The organism is Okeania sp. (assembly GCF_035285525.1).
Classification (GTDB): domain Bacteria; phylum Cyanobacteriota; class Cyanobacteriia; order Cyanobacteriales; family Microcoleaceae; genus Trichodesmium.
On the sequence record NZ_JAYKGW010000218.1, the window covers coordinates 1 to 23028 of the forward strand.

Sequence of the window (23028 nt, forward strand, 5' to 3'; positions counted from 1 at the left end):
CTCACGAGTCTTGACCTGAAGCTAGCTAGACCCGCCCCTGCTACTCACCAGTAAGCTCACGAGTCTTGACCTGAAGCTAGCTAGACCCGCCCCTGCCATAGCAAAGGGTTGGGAGACCAAACCCCTACAGTTGGAAATTCTGACGAAAACTCCTAGTTTGCTGTAGAATCAAAATGATGAAACTACGGAATTTGTTCTTATTATAAAACTTCTATAAAAACTTATTATGTCAAAAGCTCATATTATCGGTTTAGGAAAATCAGGTATTGCTGCTGCGCGACTGCTGAAAAAAAATGGTTGGGAAGTTGAATTAAGCGATCGCAATACTTCCGACTCCCTCGAACAACAAAAACAGCAATTAACTCAAGAAGGTATAATTGTCAAGCTAGATTACTCATTTGAACCAGAAACCTCTCTAGATTTAGTCGTTGTCAGTCCCGGTGTTCCCTGGGATATTCCTCCATTGCAACGTTGTAGAGAAATGGGAATAGAAACCATCGGGGAAATGGAGTTAGCATGGCGATACCTCCAGTCTTCCTCCTGGGTAGGTATTACTGGTACTAACGGCAAAACTACCACCACTGCTTTAACTGCCGCCATTTTTCAAGCTGCCGGATTTTCTGCTCCTGCCTGTGGTAATATCGGATATGCTGCCTGTGAATTAGCTCTACAGGAAACTCCCCCAGATTGGGTAATAGCAGAACTAAGCAGTTATCAAATTGAGTCCTCTAATACTCTGAGTCCTGAAATTGGTGTATGGACTACTTTTACTCCCGATCACCTGAGTCGTCACCACACTCTAGACAGTTATTTTAACATTAAAGCTAGCTTATTAAAACGTTCTCAAAAGCAAATTCTTAATGGTAACGACCAATACCTCGGGGAAAATACAGCAAATTTTTGGGATAATCCTTATTGGACAAATGTTCAGGGAAAAAACGGTTTGCGAGGAGATGTAGCTAAAGGAATTTATATTGAAGACGGATGGGTAGTAGCATTTGGGGAAAGAGTAGTTGCTGTAGAGTCCCTGAAAATGTTGGGAAATCATAATCAGCAGAATTTATTGATGGCAGTGGGAGTAGCAAAGTTAGCAGGAATAGAAAATGAAGCGATCGCTGAAGCGGTGAAAAATTTTCCTGGTGTTCCTCATCGTTTAGAATATGTTTGTAGTTGGAATGAAGTAGATTTTATTAATGATAGTAAAGCTACAAATTATGATGCAGCAGCAGTTGGTTTAAAAGCTGTACCGAAACCTGTATTATTAATAGCTGGTGGTCAAGCTAAAGAAGGTAATGATAATGACTGGTTTCGATATATAAAGGAAAAAGTTGTTTGTGTTTTGTTAATTGGTGATGCGTCTAATGTTTTTGCTAAGAGATTACAACAAATTAATTATAAAAATTATGAAATAGTACAAAATATGGAGAGAGCAGTAATTAGAGGTGCAGCTTTAGCGAAAAAATATGATGCTAAAGTTGTGTTGTTATCTCCTGCTTGTGCAAGTTTCGATCAGTATCGAAACTTTGAAGAAAGGGGAGATGATTTTCGCAAGTTATGTTTAGCATTAAATCGTAATAAAAGATAAGAAGGAAGAAGGAAAGTAGATGAGTTTATAGATAAATTAAATCAAGCTTAGTTTGGAAAGTTATGTAATCTGAAAAACTCATCTAAATTGTTCCGTGCCTTGTAATGTTTGGTCTTAATAGACATCTCCAAAAATAAAAATTAAAATCAATTATACCATAGGAAATTATCAACTATTCTTCCCTGTTCCCTATTCCCTGTTCCCTGTTCCCTCTTTTCTGGAGATGTCTAATAAGTCAAGCAGATTAGTGATGAAAAAAAAGGAAATATTATTATGCCAAATTTAACAATTAAAGATTTAGAAAAGTTGCAAATAGATTATCCAGATTATCAAATGGAATTAGTAGCAGGAGAGATTATTGTTATGAGTCCTTCGGGTTTAAAATCAGATGAAATAGCACTAGAAATAGCAGCTCAGTTACGCAACTGGGTAAGACCAAGAAAGTTAGGTAGAGTGATTGGTTCTAGTGGAGGTTTTCGTTTACCAAATGCTGCTGGAGATGTTCGCGCTCCAGATGCTTCTTTTATTCGTGCAGAAAAATTACCCCGCTCTACGGAAGATTATGCAGAGGTAGTTCCTGACTTAATTTTTGAAGTTAAATCTAAGACCGATAAATTACCAAAATTACTTCAAAAAATACAAGAATTTATAGAGTTAGGAACTGTTGTGGGAGTGTTAGTAGATCCTCGCACTCGGACAATGGAAGTTTATCGTTATCAGCAAGAGAAAATTGTACTGAAAGATGGCGATATTTTAGAAGTAGAAGAAATTTTACCAGGATGGAAATTACCTGTAGTTGAAGTGTGGACGCCGGAGTTTGAATAGGAATTAAATTTGAGTAGGAATTTATATGAGGTATACTCGAAAAATTAAACAGCAGATTATAGAAAAAATTTAATGGAAGGAAAACAACTATCTCTATTTCCTAATTTTGAGTATCAAAGGGATAAAAATTATCGTAAAAAAGCTAAACTAGGTCGTTATGAAAAAATCCAATATGAACTAAACAATAACGACAACGATCCATATAAAAAATTCATTGAAATTGAAGAACAACCCTTGTGGAAATCTAATTATAAAAATTATAAATTTGTCGATTTATTTTGTGGTGCTGGAGGAATGACACAAGGTTTAGTTCAAGCAGGATTTCAACCAATAATGAGTGTTGAAGAAAACCCTATAGCATCAGCAACCCATAGAAAAAATTTTCCTCAATCTCATAATTTTTGTGGAGATATTAAACAATTTAATTCTATAGAATGGCTGAAAAAAATTGGTTCGCCAGAAATACATTTAGTAGTAGGAGGTCCTCCATGTCAGGGTTTTTCAGTAGCAGGAAAAAGAAATCCAGATGACCCAAGAAATAATTTATTTCGAGAGTTTGTGAGAGTAGTTTCTGAAATTCGTCCTTGGTATATTGTTATGGAAAATGTGCCAGGAATTATTACTATGAAAAAAGGTGCTGTTAAAGACGAAATTTGTCAAGCATTTGTCGATATTGGCTATTCTAATGTATCTGTAGCAATTTTAGAATCTGCTGCTTATGGAGTGCCACAAATTCGCCCTAGAACTTTTTTTGTTGCCAATAGATTTGGTAAGATTAATCCTTACCCAAAACCTCAACTATTACCCCACCAATATAAACCAATTGAATCAGCAATTTCTGACCTTCCAGAATTAACTCCTATTCCAGAAATTAATCATCAGTGGACTCGACATTCACAGGAATATATGGAAAGACTTGCTCAAGTACCTCCTGGTGGTTCTTTATATAAAACTTATGCTGATGCTTTTAAGCGACAATATTTGGGCAAACCAAGCATGACTATCAAAGAAAATCATGGTGGTACTCATATTCATCCTTATCTTAACCGGGTAATTTCAGCAAGAGAAATGGCAAGATTACAAAGTTTTCCTGACTCTTTTATTTTTGAGGGTTCTATGAAAAAAGCAATGTGGCAAATTGGTAATGCTTTACCTCCTCGTTTAGCAGAATGTATAGGTTATGCGTTGATTCCTTTTTTAAATGAAATTGCTGATGAAAGGAAGAAGATCGATGTGAAGAAGTAAGGAAAGTAGATGAGTCTATAGCTATAGATTAATACTATAAAATTTTGAGTCTTATCTGAACCGTATTGAATCATAAGGGAATAGAAACTAGGGAATAATAATTGATTTATTTTTGATTTTTGGAGAAGTTTAATAGTTAATTATCCTGTTTAAACTCAGTTAGTTTTTGATTAAGAGTATTTCGCCAAATCTCAAAGTTATACCAACCACATCCAATACATCCAGTCTCAGCATTTTTTCCAACTTGAGGGATATTATGAGGCCAATTTTCATTACCTTGATACCAGAATTTAATCCCTAATGGTGTACCCCTTTTACCAGTTTTAATACAAAATTCACAGCTTCTTGATTTTAAAAGATTATGATTACCTGCACTATCTTTTTTCAGCAATTGAAACTTTTGTTTAATCTCAGTTTCACTCATATTTAAGTTATGAGCTTCTTCAATATTTCCCCATCTTTCCATTGGAAAGCGATGGTCAATAATAATTTCATGTCGTGGTCGTTGTCTTTGTTCAATTACATCTATATAAGAATAAAAAGATAATATTTTCTCGACTAATTCTGAGGGAATATTAGTAGGAGCATTTGCTGCTTTAATTTTTCCTGTCCAACAATCCCATGTTGTTTGTTTTTGACAAGTATTGCAGAACTTTCTTTCCGTTTTAATTTCCAAACCAGGGCGACTTTTTGTACCTCTTTGTAATCCTTGAATACCACCTCCCGCCGCATATTGTTCTGATGCTAGGTTTTTACCTTCACAACTACGACAATACCATTCTTGATCTGATAAAAAATTAAATACTTTTAATTGAGTTGAGTTTTTTCTAAATGTAGATTTTAAATTTTCTACTAAGTCTTGATTGTTCACTCTATATTATTAGTTTCTGCCTCTAAATTATCAAGAAGTTCAGATACACTAATACCCATTCCCGCAGCTAAACTAACAAGAGCAGTTAAAGAAGGATTTCTCACACCACGTTCTAGTCCAGATATATAGGTACGATCTAAGTTAGAGCGAAATCCAAGCTCTTCTTGAGAAATTCCTAATTTCATCCGACGTTGTTTAATCAAGCGACCAAGGGCAGCTAAAATCTTACTTTTTGATTTATCCATAACGATATATAATGAGACTTTGTGGATTATCAGTCTACGGACTATGTGTCACATCAAAAAAAATTAGCTTTTACTACAATGTTAATTAAGATTTGCTAAAAAAGTCTTTTTGTTAGAGCAGAGAGTAGTTAAGAGTTACGATTTAGGGGAGTTGTAGAAGAGGTGGTCATTCATAAATTGCCCCTTAATTTTTCTGTCATAATCACCCCAAAATCCTCACTTTTTCCTCTCCATCAACCGAGAAGCTGGTACTTTTTCTGTATCCAAAATTATTCAAGTCCTTATGTGTTAATACTTTGATATCCTAATCAGGGCTTGCTTATTAAAGCTGAAATTTTTTACATATAAAGGTTTATCCTGATTTAAGTCGGGAAAAAGTACCTAGTTTTCAGCTCTTAATGCACGATTCGGTGAAAAATCGAAAAGTTACTATTTTAGGCACATTATTGAGCAAAAAAAATAACTTTGCTGCTCCTCTACTCCCCTATTCTTGCGCTCCCCTAGGGCTAATTTATTGTCACTAGAGAAAAAAAGAGGGGGAACACAAGAAAGAGGGGGGAGTGTGAAATTCACAAAATAGTAAATATTCTCTGACGACAATGAATTAGCCCTGCCCTACTCCTGAAAAAAAGACTTTTTCCGCAAGCCCTAATTAAGACTGGCTGATTAAATATCAAAGTCTTTATAGATAAAAGTTTTAGCTTTTTTAGGTCGTGATTTCTTGGGAACCGTAAAAGTACCAGATTTTCCCCTGATCAGGCTGAAAAAGTGAGTATTTTGGTGAAAGTTGCTCAGAGTTGGCAAGGAATATTTTTTTCCTTTGTACGTCTTCTACAACTCCTTATTCCTCTTGACTCTTCACTACTCCCTGCCAGGCGCAAAAAGACTTTTTCCGCAAACCCTAATTAGTGAAATAAATTAAATTTTTTAGAGAAGATAGCAAATGGAAAATGAACTTACTCCTAATGGCAATAACTTACTCGCTAGCGATAATCCTGATGTTATTTTTCTCTCTGTTGGAGAAATGACAGATTTTCCAGATGGTTTAGCAGCACTTGGTGGCAACGATACAGTTACAGGTTCTTCAGATTCAGAATTAATTATGGGAAACCGAGGGGAAGACAGTCTCAACGGTGGAGATGGTAGTGATACTTTGATAGCAGGAAAAGATAATGATACAGTAGAAGGTGGAAATGGTGATGACTTAGTGCGCGGCGATCGCGAAAATGATGTGGTTAGAGGAGAAGAGGGAAATGACATTTTATATGGAGGTAAAAATAATGACCGCCTCTTTGGGGACAGAGGTAATGATGTTTTGTTTGGCGATCGCGACAACGACACTCTGACTGGTGGTTTAGGGGAAGACACTCTCACTGGAGGAGAAGGCAGCGATGTCTTTGTTTTAGAAATTAATGCAGGTATAGATGAAATAACTGATTTTGAAAATGGTATCGATCTAATTCAGTTACCCGATAGTGTCGATAATATTAGTTTACAAAGTAGTGGTGATAGTCAGGAAAATACTCTAATTATTGATGGTTTGACTGGAGAAACCATCGCTCAAGTTAACAACATATCTCCTAGTGATTTCAATAGTGATAACTTCATATTTGGAGGTAATTTACATACTGAAACCGAAGCTGATAGTCAAGATTTTGTTGATAGAGTCATCGAACTTACCAACCAAGAACGTACTCAGTTAGGTTTGTCTTCCCTAAGCGCAGACCCACTTTTAAATCAGGCAGCACAAACTCATAGTGAAAACATGGCATTGCAAGACTTTTTCGATCATATCGGATTAGATGGTTCCTCAGCAGGCGATCGTATTGAAGCGACAGGTTATGAATTTTTAGCTTGGGCAGAAAATATAGCGGCCGGACAGCAGACACCAGAAGAAGTAGTAGAAGGTTGGATGAATAGCGACGGACACCGCGCTAATATTCTAGCTCCAGACTTAGAAGAAATTGGTGTTGGTTACTATTTTTTACAGGAGGATACTGGTAGTATTAACCTTAATCGTTATTGGACTCAGGTTTTTGGTACACCTTTGTAGAGGAAACAGGAGGGGGAAAAGTTTGGGAGTAGGGGAGTGGGAGAGTGGGGAGCAGTTAATAAAAGAAACCTCATATATAATTCCTAAGTGGATCTATTTAAAATTATAGATTGATAGTAGGGGAGTAGAGGAGTAGGGGAGTAGAGGAGTGGGGGAAATGTAGAGATAGAGAGATGGGGAGTATTAGATATCTTCCCAAATCGAATCCTCAAATCAATTTTTACCCATAAATTATCAATTAATTTTCTCTCTAATATCATGTCCGGTAGCATCGGAGCGTATATACAATTAATATAAAAATGGGAGAAAACCTTCTGCCTTCTGCCTTCTGCCTTATGATATCTTCCGGATTTAATATCATCTAACTTTCCTACTTCCTCAATTTTCAGGACTTAGACAAAAGCACTATGTATAGAGTAAAAAAAACTATTGCACAATAGTTTTTGATACTATATATAGCCTCTCTGCTTAAATCCTAATTTTAATAATTTAAAATCAAAAAAATCGACATGGTATTAGCACCTTTACTTCCAATTTTACATCCAATATTAAAATTAACCTTTCCAAATTGTTTATGGGAAGGAAACACAAAAAACTCAGAAATTACTCTGACATTTGATGATGGACCTCACCCAGAATACACACTTCAATTGTTAGAAATTTTAGATAAGTATCAGATTCAAGCCAACTTTTTTTTATTAGGTAAATGTGTAGAATATTATCCAGAAGTAACTAAAGTAATATATGAAAAAGGTCATAGGATTGGTTTGCATGGCTATGAACATATTTTATTTCCTAAACTAACTCCTATTCAACTTAAATCTAGTTTAGAAAAAACGAAAACTTTGATTCATAAAGCTTGTGGATTAGCAACAGAATTAATCTGTGATATTCGTCCTCCTTATGGTGTAGCAACACCTCAAACTCTAAAGTTATTAAACGAATGGGGATATAGAACTGTAATGTGGACTGTAGTACCTGTAGATTGGGTGAGGCCAGGAATTTCCGTAGTTGTTAATCGAGTAGTTCAGCAAACCTCTAATGGCTCGATTATTGTCTTGCATGATGGATATGCTGGTGGTCAGGATGTCGCCAAAAGTGCTGCAGAAATAATTCCGATTTTACTAGAAAAAAATTACACTTTTATTACATTAGATAAAATGTAGCAAACAAAACAGGGAATAGAGATTGAGAAGTAATATGTAGGGTTTGCCCTTTTTCAGTCTTTTTTAAGGAGTAGGGGAGTAGGGGAGTAGGGGAGTAGAGGAGAAACATTTTTGTAACCTACAACTATTGCACCATTTAAGGTTAAGGTGAAAGAATGCACTACTGGACTGTTTCATCTAAAAATGTGCAGAGCGATTTTCTCCCTTTTCTCCCTTTTCTCCCTTTTCTCCCTTTTCTCCCTTTTCTCCCTTTTCTCCCTTTTCTCCCTACAACCAAAAAGTAATGTACCATTTAAGATGAAACAGTCCACTACTGTTTCCCACACTTAACACACTCTGAACCCCCGAGGGTCAGGGAAATACCCAGGATTCGTCTACTTCAGAAATCAGGAATAGGCTGTAAATCTTACTACATATAGCAATCTGCGCACTTAATATTTAGAAATTGCCGGAGCTGTCCAATAGCTAAAAGCCTTATATTATCGGCGATTCATTCTCCCTGTTCCCACCTTCTGTGTTCCCTGTTCCCTGCGCGCAGCGCTATATTTTTAATATTTCTAATAGTTGAATCCTTACGAAATTATCAATATATTTTCCCCTATTTTCTTACAAAAAGGGAACTAAATTGAACTTTATACGTCTTATTTGGTCAAAGCCTAATAAAGAGGCTAAAATTAAGAAATTGTCAATCGGTAGTCAAAGATTTCCTCTCGTGGTAGTCTTTGGATAAGCATTCAGCTATTAGGTGTTAGCTCTCACTTTAACAGCAAATAAGTATAGACTTTAAAGTTAGGAGAACCAGCTTTTGTAGTCAAATTTAATTCTTGTAATTAAAGCTTTCGTCTAAGCCAAAAGTAGTATTTTTTTGGTTGTGCAATATGAAAAATGTAATTCTTGAAAGCTAAATGCTTATATCTTCAAGTATTGTCAAATAACAATTTTCGAGATAGGAATATTGATGATGAAAATTTATAAACTGCATTCCATACTTGCCTTAGTCATAACATTAAGTAGCATAATTACTCCTGAATTATTTTACCGAAAAAATATCAGAGCAGCACTTGCAGAAACAACCTTGGAAGACAATATTGAAAATAATTTTGCTCAAGCTTGTATTAATAGTTTACTAGAGAAAAACATAGTATTTAGAGAGAAAGAAAATCAAACTTTTCTTTCTAATTCTCCTGTAACGAGAGCCGAATTTGCGACAATAATAACTAAGGCTTTTCCAGATACAAAACCTGTGCGAGATTCGATAAAATTTGTAGACATTCCTCAAGACTATTGGGCTTATAATAATATTCAAAAATCTTATGAAATGGGTTTTATTTCGGCATATATTGGCAAAACTTTTAACCCAACTTTCAAGATAAAGCGTTGGCAAGCCTTAGTTGCTATAAGTAGAGGATTAAAATATCGAGCAAGTGCATCTTCAGAAGAGAATTTAAACAAAATTTTTGAGGATGCAGAAGCAATTCCTAAAGGTCAAGATATCAGAAAAGCTATTGCAGCAGCCACAGAAAAAGGTATTGTTGTTAATTACCCAAATGTTAGGAAGCTTAATCCTAATCAAGATGCTACTCAATTAGATGTAGCTACTTTTATCTGCCAAGCTATTGCTAATAATGAAAAAAATAATGGTGAAATAATTGCTAAAGTTCCTTCAGAATATATTGCTGATTTTTCCAAAGATTCTCAATTAAGAAGCAATGTTAATTTACCGCAAAAAACTACAGAAACAAACAAAAATAGAGAGAATGCTAATTTAGAAAATTCCGAACCAACTTCTCCAGAAAATACAAATTCCCAAAGCACTACGGAAGCAGCAAAAACCCAAGAACATAATCACTCAGAAAATCCCAAATCAACTTCTACAGAAAATACAAATAATCCAACTGGAATAGTAGAAAAATTTAGTAATGGTGATTTACAAGTAGAAATTATTTACAAAGTAGCAGATAATATAAATTTAGTCAGTGATTTACGCCTGAAAATTATCAGAGGAGGAAAAATTATTTTCCATGAAGCAGTACCAATTCAATCTTTAGCAGGTGAGTCTGATAGTAAAACGGAAGTATTAGTAGGTAGATTTGTTAAAGTACAATTACTAGATTTAGATGGCAATGGAGAATCAGAAATATTAGTAGATTTATTTACCATAAATAATAGTGATGTTGAATTTTCCGGGGGTAGTTATTCCTTAATTTATGCTTATCAACCTACAGAAAATAAATATAAAATGCTACCCCATTACTGGGGAAATGTTAACTATCGACTCACAGATTTAGATAATGATAATTTGCCAGAATTTCAAACTTTTGATAGCAGATTTAATAATGTATTTTCTGAGATAAATGATTCAGTATTACCCATCCGTATCTGGCAGTATCGTGGAGGTAAAATATCAGATGTAACCAAGAAATATCCAGAACAAATAAATACTAATGCTTCAGAAAATTGGTTAGAATTTTACAACCGTTCCAAGCAAAATAAAAATGTTAAAGGAGTTTTGGCTGCTTACTTGGCAAATAAATATATGTTAGGAGAAAAAGAAGAAGGTTGGAAATTAGTAGAAAAAGTATATAAAGGTAGCGATCGCACAGAATATTTTACCAGTTTGCGTCAATTTTTAATAGACAAAGGTTATGATACAAATCAAGAAACTACGGCTAGTACAATTGTACCTGAAAATTCAGCTACAGAGAATCAAGAAACTGTTTCTTCTCCTACTAATGAAACCTCACTTCAACTAACAACAGAAAAGACAGAAAATGAAAATACGAAAACAGAAACAACCGAAGTACCTGAGACTTCATCCCCAACTCCAATCACAGCATCACCAGAAACCGTGACTCCCGAACCAGAAAAATCTGAAACACAGTCAGATATTAGTGACAAACTGGTGCTGGCACCAAAATTAGTTAGTTCCCTCTCTAATGAGCAACCAGAATCTGCTTTCCCCGCAGCAATTAGTTTTAATGGCAAAATATTAGCTAGTACCAGTGGCAAAGATATTCAATTATGGGATTTAAAAAGTAGCAAGTTGCTACATACTTTGTCCAGTCATACTGCTAATGTGCGTTCAGTAGCAATTAGTCCAGATGGCAAGATTCTAGCAAGTGGAAGCGGTGATGGTACAGTCAGACTGTGGGATATTTCTAGAGGAAAAATAATCACCAGTTTTTGGCATTCTGGGGTAGTAACTGCTGTCGGTTTCACTGCTGATGGTAAAGCAGTAATAGGATCGAGTTTTGACCGGGGCATGAAATTGTGGGATGTAAGCACAAAGCGACTACTACATACCATGACTGGTACTCAACCTATTGCTTTTGGTGCTGAAGGTCTCCGGATGGCAGCAAGTGGCGGACCGAGATATATTCGACTCTGGAATTTTGCTCAGGGTCAACTATTGAAAAATCTGCCTGTACCCAATACTAACAAAAATCGCGGAATACAGGCGATCGCTTTCAGTCAGGATGGAGAAACTATTGCTCATGTAATGCGGGGAGAAAACCAGATTTCAGTTTGGGATGTGGAAACTTGGAAAGTCCGTTACACTCTAGAAAAACATTCTCAAGCAATTAAAGCGATCGCCCTTGCTCCAAATGGAAAAATTCTGGCTAGTAGCAGTGAGGATGGTAAGATTAATTTGTGGGATATTGACAGTGGAAAATTGTTGCGCAGTATCGAAGGTGATGGTGCAATTGTATTTAGTCCTGATAGTCAGCAACTTGTTAGTGTAGCAGAGAATGATAAGATTCAGATCTGGCAAATTTACCAGTCAGCGAGCGAGCAATAAGTCATTTCAATTATCGGTTGGATACAGCACTTTCTTTTGTTATAAGGTAGACAGTTAGCGGGCAAAATGCCCGCACTACAATATTTTTATCATTTCCTAAAAAAGTGAGTATTTTGGGGTAACTATGGGAGAAAGATTACTGTAAACTGATAATAACTGATAACTGAAAAGAGGTCAGCATTTGAGTTATGTCCTTCTGTATTTATGTTAGGACTTACACGGGAGGAACCCGGTTTCTACGATAAATCCTTGTTTTAAGCAGTAATAATCTACCCTCGTACCGGGTTTCTGGGTTCATCTGCGTAAGTCCTGTATATTAGGAACTAATGGCAAAATTTCTACAGAAAAATACTTTGTTTTCTACAATAACTTAACATCTCCAGATAGTTCTATTAAACATTCAGGAGATAGTAGAACTGGAGAAGGTTCAGGAGATGATAAACTGATAGAAATAGATTTAAAAAAAGTAGACCAAACTATTCAATAAATTGTTTTTGTAGTAACTATCCAGAAAGCAGATGCCAGAAGACAAAACTTGGAATAGGTCAGAAGTTATTTTATAATAATCCATCATATTACCATAGAAGAAGAAGTAACTAAATATGAATTAGAAGAAGATTTTTTCGAGAGAAACTGCCCCAGAATTTGGCATACTTTATCGTAAAGATAACGATTGGAGATTTCCAGCAGTGGGACAAAGTTATAATTATGGTTGACAAGGCTTTGTTAATAAATATGCTTCTTAAATCGTAAAGAAAATTAGGTAGTAGTAGCCTATAAGTTTTTCTTAAGTATTGACGAGATAGTTTTAGTTAGTGTAGAGTTAGGTGCTACTAAAAAACGAGAGTAGCATTGTCCCAAGTGTACAATTATAGTATAGCTGAATTGGCCGTCAATATCCTAGAGTTCGGCAACATCTGTCTATAAATTTCAGAATACTCTATACTCAAGAAACAAGACAGTAAAATAATTATCTGTCATAAATATAAACTAGGTTCAATAAGCTAGACAAATATTAGTTTTATGAGAAAATAAAGTATCTTCCTTTCTGAAATTTCCTAACTCTAGGAAACTAATATAGGTAACTTTAATCATGAATTTCAGTGCAAATACTTTGAAGATTACTACTGAAATAATTCCCAATTTAGCAATTTTTTGTTAATACAATCAAAGGAAAAAAAATGAGAGAACTTAATTTTGAAGTCCGAATCCCAGAAGAGGTTAAAACTTAGTCATCCAAGAAGAATTTTTCTATTTAAAGCAAAATGGAGTAGAAGAAAAAGTAAAATTACATGACTATTCAAAAGTTTACGGAGTTCCATATCTGTATGAACATCTGTATGAAATTCTACAAGAAAAATCTCACACTTTCTTGTCTTCCTTGCTGAAAGAAAAAGTTACTGAAGCAGGTGGAAATATAGAAGATTTAGTAGTCCTAGAAATTGGTGCAGGTAGTGGAATGGTAGGTAAAGCTCTAGCAGATTTGGGAGTGAAATCAATTGTGGGGATTGATATTGTCCCTGAAGCGAAAGAAGTAGCAGAAAGAGAGTATCCAGGAGTTTACGAGAATTATTACATTGAAAACTTGATTGATTTAAGTGAAACAACACAGGAGGCTTTAGCTAACAGAGGTTTTAACTGTATAGTTTGTGTTTCTGCTCTTGGGTTTAACCATATTCCAGCTCAAGCTTGGGCGAAAGCATTTAACATGATCGCCCCCAATAGTTTGGTTGCCTTTAATGTACAAAAAGAACGCTGGGAAGACAACAGCGAAAATTCCTTCTTAGCATGGCATCCTTGGGTAGGTGAAAAGAATATTTTTGAGATTACTGAGACCCATGAATATCAACATCGAATTTATATGGATGGACGGCCTCTTTACTATATAGCTATCATTGGTAAAAAACAGACAAGGAACAAATCTACAGAAATTGGATTTTGAGATCGAACTACCAGAAATTGAAAGTATTCCCAATTTACCCATGCATGAAGAATACTTTTGATTTAAGCAAATGGGTTTCGACAGCAGCACTCTTGGGTAGAAAATCCAGGAATTTTTGAAATTGTGCAGATGCACCCCTACCGACACCGATATTATACGGACGGACGACCTCTAGAATATTTGGCTATTATTGGTCGTAAGCGGTCTAGTTTCTAGAAAACTAGCTCTCATAAAGTCTCGGTCTCAGTTGGTTCTGACCGAGAGTTAGATTAAAATTGGCTCTGGGTTTACTATTTCCTAAAATGTAAAAACCCCCATTTGATTATTTCTTGATTGCCACCTCGAATCCATGAATTTAAACGATGGTTCATTTTGTCAAAAAACTCCTGAGTCCAGGAATGTTGCTCTCCAGCTTGTATTTCTTTTATTTTGGCAAGTAATCGCGAATAATTGATCGCTATATTCTCAGACAAATCGAGTATCTGCACTTCTGACAATCCCACTTTACTAGCGAAATCTATGTAAGTTTGCATCGGATAGAATTGAGTTATTGCCGAATAAAAATCTTTTAATTGTCGCTTCTCTTCAGAAATATTGTCATTATCCATAACGACAGAAAAAATAAATTGACCCCCATCAACCAGAGTTCTCTCGACTTCTTGAAAAACTCGAATCAGATTCTTAGTGTGAAAAATTAATTGCATCCTGAGACCAAACAATATCAAAAGATGAATTTGGAAATGGTAAGTCCTCGAAACTTCCTTCATAAACATCAATCAAGCTTGATAATTTTTGCTGTTCGTTACGCTCTTGGTTCACTAAATTTTGTTTTTTACTGATGTTTAAGCAAGTTACATGACATCCATATTTTTTGGCTAAAAATCTGGCTGTTCCACCGTAACCAGACCCAATGTCTAATACCCGGTATTTACTATTTATTTCTACTAGAGATGCCATTGATTTTACTGTTCGTTCTTTAGCTATTTCCAAGGGTTATTTTTCATCTTCAAATAAACCCATATGGACGTGTTCTCCACCAGAAACTTTTTGGTAGAATAAATCTGTATCATCCAAATCGTAATAATCTTGATTTAATTGAGCTAGTTCTGAATACTTTACAGTCATTTGTTAAAGAACTCCAAACTAATTTTTATTTAGTTTATATGTTTTGTTTTCTATTGTCAAATGTTTCTATAAAAACAATTTTTATTAAAATAAAATTTGACAAAATAACAGGATTATGTAAACACGATTAAACAGATATTTTTGAAGTTCAAATGTATTCAAATCGGTTAAAATTAAAATACTCCTACGATAACTGATAACTAATAACTGCAAAAGCTGATAACTGACTACAGTGCTAACAACATTTCAATCTCATTCGTCAACTCATCAGACCAACTTGCTGTCACCCCAATACCCCGAATCGAACCTAAAATAGTCTTCACCTCAGATGACATCAGCACATTTACAAAGGGATAACGATGCGCCCAAACCATCGCCTGCTCCATATCCAAATAAAAATACCCCTGATTCGACTTTGGCAAAGAACCCACAATTTCCTCAAAACCTGCACTACCAATCAAACCATTCTCAGGTACACTCATCATTCCCTCTATCAACGGTTCCCCTAACGCCAAAAACAACGCATTATCATCCAACCACCCATAACCAAAAAAAGTACCAACACCAAGCATCTGCCATTCCGTCACCAACTGACTTCCCACCTGTCTCTCCTTAACTGCTACACCTGGATTTTTAATAGCTATCTCATTCAACTTTTTCAAAGTCACCTCAGCAGCAGAGCGATCGCTAGTCTCCAAAACCATCGCCCCACCAACACCAGTCGTCCGCAAAATACCCTCACTTGAAGTAATCAAACCAGCAGCAAACTCTCCATCCATCCAACTAACCTCTCGATCCACATCCAAACCAACTTCCGAAAAAGTATTTCTCACAGTATCCAAAGCATTCTGCAAATCTTGATTCCCCTGTGCTTGACTCATAACCAGAGACCAAAGTTGACTAATGCCCGTACCACTCACCAACATCATCGTCTCTACGGGAAACCGTTGCAAAATTTCACCCGATACAACTCTAGTCAACTCTGGAGACAAAGGAGCAACCAACTTAGTCACCGCTCGTAACCGCACACCCTGATCGTCAACTCCTATTCCCATCACCAGAGAATTTATTTGTTCAAGTTGCTGTAAACCTCCAGCAGACAAATTTTTTTCTGCCGATAAATCATCCGCAAACTCCCTCACAAACTCAGCATAGTTAGGAATAAAAACAGTAGCAATAGCATTCTCAACCCCCGCACTCTGCTGCAAAACCTCAACCACATTTTCACCCATCGAAGCATTCTTGCCCTGAAACGTATCAATAGCATCTTCCACCGCTGCTGCTACAGGAGCGATCGCCAAATAATCTCCCAAAAGTGCGATACTAAATTTTTTTCTATCCTTATCTGTCACCTCTCGAATAGTCACCCCTTGATATTTTCTCTCTCTCACCTTACTTTCATCATCTCCTTTTAACTTAGTCACAAACTTCAAAGCTTGGAACTTATTTTTAATTCCCACGATCATCAAAAGATTCAAAGATTGAGTATCCAGTCTCTCGTCACCAGGAACAAAAGCCAACATTACTCCACCCAACCAAGGTTGAATATCCTTTTCCCAATCAATATCATTCTCAGCTAAATTTTCGGCCTGAAATTCAGCATAACTCTCACTTATTAATTTTCTCGCTTCGGGAGTACCAAATTGTTGTAATTTAGTAATAGCTTTTTGATTAGGTTGGATAAATGTGGCCATTGATGCGGTTCCTGGCACAACCTGGGCGGTATTGAGAGGACTAGAGACTTTAATTGCCACATTTTTCAAGTAAAAATATGTAGCGACACCACCTGCTGCAATAAGGACAAGACTAGCAGTTAAAAAATTAAATTTTTTCATAAAAATTATTTTGTTACCTCCAGGAAAAACATCTTTATTATTACTACCTATTGATGTATATTTATTCCGTTACTCTAGTAAGTCCGGTTAAGTAACGAAACCCAACAAAATTTGGTACTCTAGTAAGTCCGGTTAAGTAACGAAACCCAACAAAATTTCCTACTCTACTAGGTTGGGTTAAGTAACGAAACCCAACAAAATTTCCTACTCTAGTAAGTCCGGTTAAGTAACGAAACCCAACAGCCACCTTACTATTTTTGGGTTTTACTTCGTTCTACCCAACCTAAATTTTGAAGCGTTTCAATCCACAAGAAGTTTTTTACTGTTCTCTGGCTATAACCTAATATATTTAAAGATCAAAATAGAAAAAATTTTTGAATAATGAAAATAGCAATTACAGGAGCAACAGGGTTCGTCGGAACTAAATTAGTCGAGCGTCTACATTCAGAGGGAGACCAAATATTAGTATTAACCCGCAATCCAGAAACAGCCAAACGAATTTTTCCCAACTCAGCTTATCCTAACTTAGAAATAGTTGCTTACCAACCAAAACAGTCTGGTACTTGGCAAAAATCTATAGATGGCTGCGACGGTGTAGTTAACCTAGCAGGTGCTGGTATTGCTGATGAACGCTGGAGTTACAGCCGGAAACAAGAAATTATAGATAGTCGTAAAGTAACTACCGAAAAATTAGTCGAAGCGATCGCTCAAGCAAACTCTAAACCATCAGTATTAGTTAGTGGTTCAGCAGTAGGATATTATGGTACGAGCGAAACAGCTACTTTTGATGAAACCAGCAATAGTGGCAATGACTTTTTAGCTCAAGTATGTCAAGCTTGGGAAACTGCTGCCCAACCTGTAAAAGATGTAGGGGTAAGATTAGTTATTTTACGAATTGGTATTGTTTTAGGTATGGGGGGAACTATCTCCAAAATGTTAACACCTTTCCGATTATTTACTGGTGGTCCTATTGGTAGTGGTAAGCAATGGTTTTCTTGGATACATATTAATGATTTAGTTAGTTTAATTTGGCATTCTCTACGCTACCCAGAAATGTCAGGAAAGTTTAATGCTACTGCTCCGAATCCTGTAAAAATGGCAGAATTTTGTCAAGAATTAGGAGCCGTTTTAAATAGACCTTCTTGGTTGCCTGTACCCGACTTTGCCATTGAATTATTATTAGGAGATGGTGCTGTGGTAGTATTGGAAGGTCAAAAAGTTTTACCAAAACAAACTCAAGCTTCTGGCTTTGAATATCAGTATCCAACTGTTAAGCCTGCTTTAAAAAATATTTTGGCTTCTTAAAATTTTTAGTTTATCCTCCCTAGCCCCCCCTTTCCAAGGGGGGGGGATAAAGAGACAGAAAAAAGGGTGTCAAATAAGATGAGAAAAAAAGGATAAATAAGAGTAAATAATTTTTGAGTATCAGTATGCTGCTGTTCAAACTACTTGAAAAAATATTTTGGCTTCTTAAAATTTTTGAGAAAGAATCAAGTTGTCATATCTCCCCCTTTCAAAGCTATGCTTTATAAACATCTTTCTTCACATAAAACTTGGGCATTATCTACAAGTTATGTGTAAGTTTGGGAGTTACTTTTTTGGGAGAAAAATGTATTAAAAAACACATTTTTTGGCGGTCACTTAAGTATTTTTACTTAGCTACTATAAATTGTTTTTCCTTTCTCCCCTGATCCTTGCTCCTCTCCTCCCCACAAGGGTTTCAGGAGTTTATTATCAGGGATAGTGCATCATCGGGGGGTTAGGGGGGATCAAAAACAATCTAACTAAACCTATCAAAATTCCAACTTTTATTTCTGAACAACTAAACTAACTAATTATTAGTAAGCATTCAGCTTTTAGCAGTCAGCAAGAGCGCAAATAATGAATAATTCCTTTTCAGGTAAGGAGTTTACTTTAGACAGTAACTTTATAATTCTATCTCAATTTCAATAATTGCTTTTAGCTCTTCCTGGCATTAATTGCTGTTAACGTAGTTCCGACCCAGGACCCTAGCTAATAGCTGATAGCTTCATAGCTGAATGCTTTTACAAATTAACTATTTTGTTTCTTGCAAATTATCTGGATCAACATAATGACATACCGCATCATCCAGACAAATTAAAGCCCAACCAGATTCATCAATATTCATCAGTTTATAATCACCTTCCTGAATAAAAAAACCTTTGTGGTTGCGAGTTTCGGGTTTGACATTAACGCCATCTATATCGTTAACTTGAGTGTTATTTAATTGATTATTAAATGTCATTTGAATTTAACTCCTTAGCATTATTTAAAATTAGGTTTAATATCAAATCTGTCTGCTTTAGAGAATTAATATTCTCCTTTCACTAATTGGTAAAATATATAAATTTTCTAGGGATATGGTCTTCCAACATCCAAGATATAAAATTTCACCAACAATATCAGACTTGATATGAGTCTCTTAAATTGATATTTATCAAAAAAAACTATTTCATTTCTCCATTGGTAATGCACTTCATCGTGACCAAAGAATTATGCAAATAATTATCTTGATAGTGCAAATTTTATAGAACATTAATTGCCATTAACGTTCTAGTTTAGCTGTAACTTAAAATTTCTTGCTAAATTAACACTTAGCAAGTTTTTGATTAATCGCGATCTAGGATTTTTAGGTATTTAGTAGAAAAACCAAGTTCTTAGAGATTTTCTACTTGATCAGTAAACATTTAGCTATTAGCTCTGAGTTTTTCGATGCGGAATCCTCCCGCATTCAGGAATAATAAATATCCTGATTTTGTAGTAATATTTAACTTAGAGTTAAATAAAACCAAAGCAATAACTTACTGCTAATAACTGAAGACTGAATATTTACCTTTACGATAATTAAGTAATTTCTGAAGTTCTACAAATCATAACATGATATTTTCTGATTTTTCGTAAAGTTTTTATATGAATTATGAAGTTTTTCAAAGACAATATTTCTATAATTTATCAATTAAGTAGTTGAGAGAGGGAAGAGGTAAGAGGGAACAGGGAACAGAGAGAATAGGATGAATTAATTTTGCTTATGAACTTATTTTATTTACTTCCCAAATTAATCTAAAGATCAAACAACCAACTCTTAACTTTAGTAAGACTAGGCCATTCACCTCTTTTATCAAAACCATCCTGAATATTATTTTTAATTTCTGCCAACCACTCTTCATCGGCCATAATCATTTGCTGGGCTATTTCTACATGAGTTCTAACACCTTTTTCTCCGATTTCTAACATTGCTAAAGCCAGATTAATTCTCGCCTGTGGATCATCTGGATTCAGTTTAACTCCTGTTTTAGCTGCTTTATGAGCTGACTTAGGTTTTTTTTCTAATAAATATAACCAGGACAAACTAATCCAAGCACTACTACTCTTAGGAGAACGATTAGTAATTTCTTTAAATAACGGAATTAAATCTTTTGGCTCTTCTCCAGCTTTATATCTTTCTAATCCTTCTTTATATAATTCTTCAGGTGTTTTAGTCATTTCAGTTATTAGTTAAAAGCTATCAGTTATTAGTATCGCCTATATTCGAGATTTTCTACTAGCAAAAATTAATCACAAAAAGTTTACTAGAAGATTGAACCAGGAAAATAAATTTACACAAAAAATTTAGGGGTACAGTTAATACTGTCCCCTATTATTCCAACTCTTTAATATACCACATCTATCTAGTTTCTCAAAGATGTGGTTTAACTTAATATTAGGGCATTAGGGCTAGCTGATTAACTCCCTACTCCCTACTCCCTGCTCCCTGCTCCCTATTAAGCAGAAAAAGAATTACCACAACCACAAGTTTGAGTTGCATTAGGATTAGTAAACTGGAACCCACCACCAATCAAAGCGTCACTATAATCAAGCATTAAACCATAGAGATAAAGAATACTCTTGCGATCGCAAACCACCTTAAATCCATCATAATCAAAAACCTCGTCATCATTTCTAATTGTGCTAGGATCAGCAAAGTCCATCAGATAAGACATTCCCGAACACCCACCTTGACGTACCCCTACTCTCAAGCAAAGGTCTTTTCCTTGTTTCTCCCTTAAAAATAGAACCTGCTTCACAGCAGCTTCGCTCATCATAATTCCTTTTTGTTGAGACTGAGTAGCTTGCGTCATTTGTTTTAGCTCCTAACTTTCAAATAATAAAATAACTTGTGATTAATTCAGTTATATATTAGTTTATATGTAATAAATATATTTTAGCCGTAACACTATTAGTAGTAAAATCATCATCTTAAATAACTACGTTTTTATTAAAAATTAACTAATATAAAAGTTTTCCATAACCAATTGATAACTGGGACATTTTTCTAGAGTTCATTAAAAACTATCCCTATCAATGGTATAATTACTAGAAATTATAGAGATAAACTATATACCAAGTTTCCCAACTATTGTATAATTATATCTCTTACTTTTTCCTAGGAATCCTTCAGATAATAAAAGACCTTCAAGGAAATGAAAAAAATAAACTTCAGCATTTCAAACTTCTGGCAACAGCTATGAGGTACTGATAACTGATAACTGATAACTGAAATGGCAGACATACATAATCTATGGTAGCTCTCAATCCTTCCACAATTCGTAGGTTAAACAAATTACAACAAGTTCCTAGTGTATGGGAAGGCGATCGCCGTCCCATATATTCTGACTCTAATTCCTATCCAGAATCAGAGTCAGAAACCACAAACGAATGTATAATCTGGGTCGATGGGTCCCATGGTATGGTCAGAGCAATGGACATGGTAAATGTAGATACTGGCCCAGAAGCAATTGTCCGGACTTTACTGCGGGCTATAGAAAATCCCCAAAGTCCAGCTCCAGCAATTAGGCCACAAAAAATAGTAGTCAAAGACCGAGAAATTCAGTTTTTTCTGAGGGGTGCTTTACAAAACTTAGGAATTACTATTGATTATGTACCGGATTTACCTCTAATTGACGAAATATTTCGGGGACTACAGGAAGTATCAGATAATCGTCCCCCTCAGTTACCTCCTCAATATGCGGAAGCTTTAGTAAAACAAGCAGGTCAAATTTGGGATGATGCTCCTTGGGAAATATTAGGAGAGCATCAAATCATATCTATAGAGCTTAATAAATGGGATATTGAAAATTTGTATGTCTGTGTTTTGGGTAAAATGGGGATGGACTATGGAGTTTTGTTGTATCGTTCTTTAGATTCTCTAAAAAGGTTTAGGCAAAGAGTAGCTGATGAAAAATCTTACGACAATTTAGAGGAAGCTTTTTTAGGGCAAGATTGTCTTTTCCTTACTTATGATACTTCTCAGGCAGAAAGTAACGAAAATGGGAAGAAAAACTCCAAAAAATCATCAGTATCAGAAATTCAGGCTAACTTTGGTAGTTTACATCCTTTAGAAGGTTTAAGGTCTATTCTCTATGAGGAGGAAGCAGTCACAACATTTGTCAGTTTAGAAGCACTACATCGCTTTTTGCGAGCCTCCCGAAAAAAAATAAAAGGTGATAAGTTCCCTCGCATTAGTAGTCGCTACAAGATTACCATACCAAATTCAGATGAAGTAGAAGTAGTATCTGTGAAAGTTACAACTATGCCAGAGGTAGCAGAAGAATTGTATGAAATGGTTTTGGAGGCTGATGATAATGAGGAGGAAGAGGAAGATGTAGAATATGAGATGCCTATTCTTAAGGATGATTTAGTTCCACAAAAATCATTCTTAAGTTTGGGATTAGTACCTTGGGAAACAGTGGAATATTTAAGGAATAATACCAAAGAATATCAGGCAGCGGCAGGAGATATTGAACAATCAGGAGAAGGTCTACCTATCATTTTAATTCAGACTTCTTTACCAAAAGCAATTAAGTTATTAGCAGATTTAGAGGAAGCTGAGGGACTTCATGGTATAGGATTTAATCCAGGTGAAGATCCCATAGAAGAGAAAAAATATGATTTGGGTTTATTGAAAACTCACGATGGTGTACTGCATCTATTTGGAGAATTTGTGCAAAATGACCCAGTACACCAGAAAGCTAAAGAAAAATGGGACGAACGTTGTCATGTTACTGGTGGTTGGTGTGGTTTGGTTATTGCTAGGGGTATAACAGGTGCTTCCCGTGGTCAACCTGAACTGAAAGATATGGTCGCTTTGTTTGAAGTTCGCTCATTGTCCTCTACAGAATTGGATGTTGGACCATTAAAGTTAGTACCAGTATCTTATGAATAGGGAGTAGGGAGTACGAAGTAGGGAGTACGAAGTAGGGAGTACGAAGTAGGGAGTACGAAGTAGGGAGTACGAAGTAGGGAGTACGAAGTAGGGAGTACGAAGTAGGGAGTACGA

Annotated in this window: 21 protein-coding genes; 11 read left to right on the forward strand and 10 right to left on the reverse strand. The window is 35.6% G+C overall.

Annotation, left to right across the window (positions count from 1 at the left end):
• Nucleotides 1-226: 226 nt before the first annotated feature.
• From murD to VKJ25_RS20680, 3 genes are all read left to right on the forward strand, one after another.
• On the forward strand, nt 227-1585 hold the full coding sequence (gene murD, locus VKJ25_RS20670; protein WP_324238532.1) for a UDP-N-acetylmuramoyl-L-alanine--D-glutamate ligase: 1359 nt from the start codon (nt 227-229) through the stop codon (nt 1583-1585).
• 273 nt (nt 1586-1858) lie between these two features.
• Nucleotides 1859-2410 carry a Uma2 family endonuclease gene (locus VKJ25_RS20675; RefSeq protein ID WP_324238533.1) on the forward strand — a complete coding sequence of 184 codons (552 nt, stop codon included), beginning with the start codon at nt 1859-1861 and terminating at the stop codon, nt 2408-2410.
• A gap of 72 nt (nt 2411-2482) precedes the next feature.
• Entirely contained in the window at nt 2483-3655 is a 1173-nt protein-coding gene (locus VKJ25_RS20680; RefSeq protein ID WP_324238534.1) for a DNA cytosine methyltransferase, read from the forward strand.
• A gap of 136 nt (nt 3656-3791) precedes the next feature.
• On the opposite strand, the gene VKJ25_RS20685 is transcribed toward VKJ25_RS20680, so the two are convergent.
• Both VKJ25_RS20685 and VKJ25_RS20690 read right to left on the reverse strand, forming a co-directional pair.
• Nucleotides 3792-4526 (reverse strand): restriction endonuclease, encoded by a 735-nt coding sequence (locus tag VKJ25_RS20685; RefSeq protein WP_324238535.1) that lies wholly within the window; start codon nt 4524-4526, stop codon nt 3792-3794.
• Entirely contained in the window at nt 4523-4771 is a 249-nt protein-coding gene (locus tag VKJ25_RS20690; protein WP_324238536.1) for a helix-turn-helix domain-containing protein, read from the reverse strand. Before VKJ25_RS20690 ends, VKJ25_RS20685 begins: the two co-directional genes overlap by 4 nt.
• A gap of 943 nt (nt 4772-5714) precedes the next feature.
• On the opposite strand from VKJ25_RS20690, the gene VKJ25_RS20695 reads away from it, so the two are divergent.
• The 6 genes from VKJ25_RS20695 (at nt 5715) to VKJ25_RS20720 (ending at nt 13731) form a co-directional block, all read left to right on the forward strand.
• A complete protein-coding gene (locus VKJ25_RS20695; protein WP_324238537.1) occupies nt 5715-6824 on the forward strand; it encodes a CAP domain-containing protein in 1110 nt (369 codons plus the stop codon).
• Nucleotides 6825-7333: 509 nt separating this feature from the next.
• Complete coding sequence (locus VKJ25_RS20700; RefSeq protein WP_324238538.1) at nt 7334-7990, forward strand: polysaccharide deacetylase family protein; 657 nt, start codon at nt 7334-7336, stop codon at nt 7988-7990.
• Between the two features lie 958 nt (nt 7991-8948).
• Nucleotides 8949-11789: a WD40 domain-containing protein gene (locus VKJ25_RS20705; RefSeq protein WP_324238539.1), complete on the forward strand. Its 2841-nt coding sequence runs from the start codon at nt 8949-8951 to the stop codon at nt 11787-11789.
• A gap of 334 nt (nt 11790-12123) precedes the next feature.
• On the forward strand, nt 12124-12276 hold the full coding sequence (locus VKJ25_RS20710) for a TerD family protein (RefSeq protein WP_324238551.1): 153 nt from the start codon (nt 12124-12126) through the stop codon (nt 12274-12276).
• A 163-nt stretch (nt 12277-12439) separates the two neighbouring features.
• The gene (locus tag VKJ25_RS20715) at nt 12440-12505 is read left to right on the forward strand and encodes a hypothetical protein (RefSeq protein ID WP_324238552.1); all 66 of its coding nucleotides are present in this window, start codon (nt 12440-12442) and stop codon (nt 12503-12505) included.
• 665 nt (nt 12506-13170) lie between these two features.
• On the forward strand, nt 13171-13731 hold the full coding sequence (locus tag VKJ25_RS20720; protein ID WP_324238540.1) for a class I SAM-dependent methyltransferase: 561 nt from the start codon (nt 13171-13173) through the stop codon (nt 13729-13731).
• Nucleotides 13732-14021: 290 nt separating this feature from the next.
• Here VKJ25_RS20720 and VKJ25_RS20725 read toward each other — a convergent pair whose 3' ends face one another.
• The 5 genes from VKJ25_RS20725 to VKJ25_RS20745 all read right to left on the reverse strand — a co-directional run bounded on the left by VKJ25_RS20725 (nt 14022) and on the right by VKJ25_RS20745 (nt 16938).
• Entirely contained in the window at nt 14022-14435 is a 414-nt protein-coding gene (locus VKJ25_RS20725; RefSeq protein WP_324238541.1) for a hypothetical protein, read from the reverse strand.
• Nucleotides 14413-14721, reverse strand: a complete 309-nt coding sequence (locus tag VKJ25_RS20730) for an SAM-dependent methyltransferase (protein ID WP_324238542.1) — start codon at nt 14719-14721, stop codon at nt 14413-14415. Before VKJ25_RS20730 ends, VKJ25_RS20725 begins: the two co-directional genes overlap by 23 nt.
• A 3-nt stretch (nt 14722-14724) precedes the next feature.
• Nucleotides 14725-14856: a hypothetical protein gene (locus VKJ25_RS20735; RefSeq protein ID WP_324238543.1), complete on the reverse strand. Its 132-nt coding sequence runs from the start codon at nt 14854-14856 to the stop codon at nt 14725-14727.
• Between the two features lie 227 nt (nt 14857-15083).
• Complete coding sequence (locus VKJ25_RS20740; protein ID WP_324238544.1) at nt 15084-16691, reverse strand: DUF3352 domain-containing protein; 1608 nt, start codon at nt 16689-16691, stop codon at nt 15084-15086.
• Between the two features lie 61 nt (nt 16692-16752).
• The gene (locus VKJ25_RS20745) at nt 16753-16938 is read right to left on the reverse strand and encodes a hypothetical protein (RefSeq protein WP_324238545.1); all 186 of its coding nucleotides are present in this window, start codon (nt 16936-16938) and stop codon (nt 16753-16755) included.
• Between the two features lie 134 nt (nt 16939-17072).
• Between VKJ25_RS20745 and thyD the strand changes: the two genes are divergently transcribed.
• Complete coding sequence (gene thyD, locus VKJ25_RS20750; protein ID WP_324238546.1) at nt 17073-17996, forward strand: thylakoid membrane protein ThyD; 924 nt, start codon at nt 17073-17075, stop codon at nt 17994-17996.
• 751 nt (nt 17997-18747) lie between these two features.
• Here the strand turns inward: thyD and VKJ25_RS20755 are convergent.
• The 3 genes from VKJ25_RS20755 to VKJ25_RS20765 form a co-directional block, all read right to left on the reverse strand.
• Complete coding sequence (locus VKJ25_RS20755; RefSeq protein WP_324238547.1) at nt 18748-18957, reverse strand: hypothetical protein; 210 nt, start codon at nt 18955-18957, stop codon at nt 18748-18750.
• Between the two features lie 815 nt (nt 18958-19772).
• On the reverse strand, nt 19773-20195 hold the full coding sequence (locus tag VKJ25_RS20760) for a tetratricopeptide repeat protein (protein WP_324238548.1): 423 nt from the start codon (nt 20193-20195) through the stop codon (nt 19773-19775).
• Between the two features lie 278 nt (nt 20196-20473).
• Nucleotides 20474-20830 carry a HesB/IscA family protein gene (locus VKJ25_RS20765; RefSeq protein ID WP_324238549.1) on the reverse strand — a complete coding sequence of 119 codons (357 nt, stop codon included), beginning with the start codon at nt 20828-20830 and terminating at the stop codon, nt 20474-20476.
• 440 nt (nt 20831-21270) lie between these two features.
• On the opposite strand from VKJ25_RS20765, the gene VKJ25_RS20770 reads away from it, so the two are divergent.
• The gene (locus VKJ25_RS20770) at nt 21271-22914 is read left to right on the forward strand and encodes a DUF6930 domain-containing protein (RefSeq protein ID WP_324238550.1); all 1644 of its coding nucleotides are present in this window, start codon (nt 21271-21273) and stop codon (nt 22912-22914) included.
• Nucleotides 22915-23028: the final 114 nt, after the last annotated feature.

Bases quoted from the DNA above. Each gene is read 5' to 3' on its own strand.
- murD (WP_324238532.1), top strand. From the start codon at position 227: ATGTCAAAAGCTCATATTATCGGTTTAGGAAAATCAGGTATTGCTGCT.
- VKJ25_RS20675 (WP_324238533.1), top strand. From the start codon at position 1,859: ATGCCAAATTTAACAATTAAAGATTTAGAAAAGTTGCAAATAGATTAT.
- VKJ25_RS20680 (WP_324238534.1), top strand. From the start codon at position 2,483: ATGGAAGGAAAACAACTATCTCTATTTCCTAATTTTGAGTATCAAAGG.
- VKJ25_RS20690 (WP_324238536.1), bottom strand. From the start codon at position 4,771: ATGGATAAATCAAAAAGTAAGATTTTAGCTGCCCTTGGTCGCTTGATT.
- VKJ25_RS20695 (WP_324238537.1), top strand. From the start codon at position 5,715: ATGGAAAATGAACTTACTCCTAATGGCAATAACTTACTCGCTAGCGAT.
- VKJ25_RS20700 (WP_324238538.1), top strand. From the start codon at position 7,334: ATGGTATTAGCACCTTTACTTCCAATTTTACATCCAATATTAAAATTA.
- VKJ25_RS20705 (WP_324238539.1), top strand. From the start codon at position 8,949: ATGATGAAAATTTATAAACTGCATTCCATACTTGCCTTAGTCATAACA.
- VKJ25_RS20725 (WP_324238541.1), bottom strand. From the start codon at position 14,435: ATGCAATTAATTTTTCACACTAAGAATCTGATTCGAGTTTTTCAAGAA.
- VKJ25_RS20735 (WP_324238543.1), bottom strand. From the start codon at position 14,856: ATGACTGTAAAGTATTCAGAACTAGCTCAATTAAATCAAGATTATTAC.
- VKJ25_RS20740 (WP_324238544.1), bottom strand. From the start codon at position 16,691: ATGAAAAAATTTAATTTTTTAACTGCTAGTCTTGTCCTTATTGCAGCA.
- thyD (WP_324238546.1), top strand. From the start codon at position 17,073: ATGAAAATAGCAATTACAGGAGCAACAGGGTTCGTCGGAACTAAATTA.
- VKJ25_RS20755 (WP_324238547.1), bottom strand. From the start codon at position 18,957: ATGACATTTAATAATCAATTAAATAACACTCAAGTTAACGATATAGAT.
- VKJ25_RS20760 (WP_324238548.1), bottom strand. From the start codon at position 20,195: ATGACTAAAACACCTGAAGAATTATATAAAGAAGGATTAGAAAGATAT.
- VKJ25_RS20765 (WP_324238549.1), bottom strand. From the start codon at position 20,830: ATGACGCAAGCTACTCAGTCTCAACAAAAAGGAATTATGATGAGCGAA.
- VKJ25_RS20770 (WP_324238550.1), top strand. From the start codon at position 21,271: ATGGTAGCTCTCAATCCTTCCACAATTCGTAGGTTAAACAAATTACAA.